This window comes from Mailhella sp. (assembly GCF_057866825.1).
The window spans coordinates 1-2140 of sequence record NZ_DBMAHT010000211.1 but is presented as its reverse complement, the minus strand read 5'-3'; the positions used below and the strand labels follow the sequence as shown (position 1 = coordinate 2140).

The following is a 2140-nucleotide window of genomic DNA, read 5'->3' as shown; positions in this document are numbered from 1 at the left end:
CCTGTTGACGTTGATGATCTGTCGGCAACGCATGTCGCCGAGAGCATGGGGGTTGATCCCTCCTGCGTTTTTAAAACGCTGGTCACGCGCGGACATCCGAACGGCATTGCTCTGGCCGTACTTCCCGGCAATGCGGAGCTGGATCTCAAGAAGCTGGCCGCCGTCTTTCACGACAAAAGCGCAGAAATGGTGCCGCTCAAGGAAGTGCTTCCCCTGACGGGATATATTCGCGGGGGCTGTTCTCCCGTGGGCACCAAGAAAGCCTACCCCGTGTGCATCGACGAAACGGCCGTGCTGTTCGATAAAATTTACGTGTCCGCCGGGCAGCGTGGTCTGCAGTTCGTCATTGCCCCGGATGATCTGGCCAAAGCCGTGGACGCGGTGTTTGCCGACATCGTAATGAGCTGACGTCATGCATCTCGTTCTGCTTACTGAAATAGCCGACGCGCTGGAACGCTCTCTTCCTCCGCGCGAGGCCCTGCAGCTGACGCTCCAGATCATGTCCAGGCACCTGGCCATGAAGCGGGCCGCCATCTGCCTGACGGAGCCGGACAACAGCGAGGTGCGCATTTATGCGTCTCTGGGATTTTCGGCGGCCGAGCAGGCCCGCGGGCACTACGCCATAGGCGAAGGCATCACGGGCAGGGTCATTGCCAGCGGCCGCCCGGAAATCGTTCCAGACGTGGCCGACGACTCCCGCTTTCTGAACAGAACACGAGCACGGAATCTTCGCAAGGAGCACACGGCCTTCATCTGCGTGCCCATCCGCCTGGACGATCAGGTGGTGGGCGCGCTGGCCGTGGACAGACGCGTGGGCGCGCGGGAAACACTGGACGATCAGAGCCGCATGCTGACCATCATTGCCGGACTGCTTTCCCACACGGCGGGACAATGCCGGGCGCAGCTGACGTCGCCGGCGAAGAAGAAGACGCCCGAGCCTTCCGACGGACGCATTCAGGGATTCATCGGCCAGTCGGAGAGCATGAATCTCGTGTTTACCCGTATCCGTCAGGCGGCGCCCTCTTCGGCCACCGTTCTTTTGCGCGGCGAAAGCGGCACCGGCAAGGAACTTGCCGCCCATGCCATTCACGAAGCCAGCGGGCGAAGCAAGAACCCTTTCATTTCGCTGAACTGCGCGGCGCTTCCGGACAGTCTGGTGGAAAGCGAGCTGTTCGGCCACGAACGCGGCGCGTTTACCGGCGCAACGGGCGTCCGCAAGGGGCGTTTTGAACTGGCCGACACCGGCACCCTGTTTCTCGACGAAGTGGGCGAACTCAGTCTGGCCATGCAGGCAAAGCTTCTGCGCGTCATTCAGGAACGCAGTTTCGAGCGTCTTGGGGGCATGGAGAGCATTCAAGTGGATGTGCGCCTCATTGCAGCGACCAACCGCGACCTCGAACAGATGGTCAAAGACGGTACTTTCCGCAAGGATCTCTATTACCGCCTCAATGTTTTTCCCATTCAGCTGCCGCCGCTCAGGGACAGGCAGGAGGACATTCTGTCTCTTGCGGCGTACTTCGTGAAAAAATACAGCGAAGCCAACGGAAAAACCGGGGTGCGTCTTTCGCTTTCCGCCATGGAGATGCTGCAGCGTTATCGCTGGCCGGGCAACATCCGCGAGCTGGAAAACGTCATTGAGCGCGCAGTGCTGCTGGTCAGCGAGGAAGGACTCATTCTGCCGCTGCATCTTCCGCCCAACCTTCACAGCGCCGGATGCCCCTACAGCGAGAAGGACGGCAGCGACGCGCCTCCGGCCATGGGCTCGCTGCAGCAGCGTCTGGATGAAATGGAGCGGGCCTACATCATTGAGGCGCTCTCTCATTTTCACGGTCATCTCGGTCAAGCGGCCAGAGCTCTCGGACTGACGGAAAGAATGATGGCCCTGCGCATGAAGAAATACGGAATTACCTACAAGGCCTTCCGTACGTCGAGCTGATCGGCGCCGGCGCGGCAGGCGCACAGGATTTTCGGACATGTCGAGCTGCGTCTCTGAGGATGCGTTTCCGAGCGGTGTCTGCCAAGGATGAACGGTTGGAGTCTGCATCTAACGGCTTTCGCGTTGACCCGCCCGAAAATATCCAATAAAATCCCAGTGTCTTCCCCACCCGCGTGGGGGTGTTTCCAAGATTTACCGGGCTTT

General features: G+C 60.1%; 2 protein-coding genes. Both read left to right on the top strand.

Annotated elements, in window-relative coordinates; all coding sequences use genetic code 11:
• Positions 1-408: Cys-tRNA(Pro) deacylase (ybaK, locus tag ACZM96_RS10795; protein ID WP_489489061.1), on the top strand; the 408-nt coding region annotated here is incomplete at its 5' end.
• Between the two features lie 4 nt (positions 409-412).
• Positions 413-1936, top strand: a complete 1524-nt coding sequence (locus ACZM96_RS10790; RefSeq protein ID WP_489489059.1) for a sigma-54 interaction domain-containing protein — start codon at positions 413-415, stop codon at positions 1934-1936.
• Positions 1937-2140: the final 204 nt, after the last annotated feature.

Coding starts and splice junctions, on each gene's coding strand:
- ACZM96_RS10790 (WP_489489059.1), top strand. CDS start 413: ATGCATCTCGTTCTGCTTACTGAAATAGCCGACGCGCTGGAACGCTCT.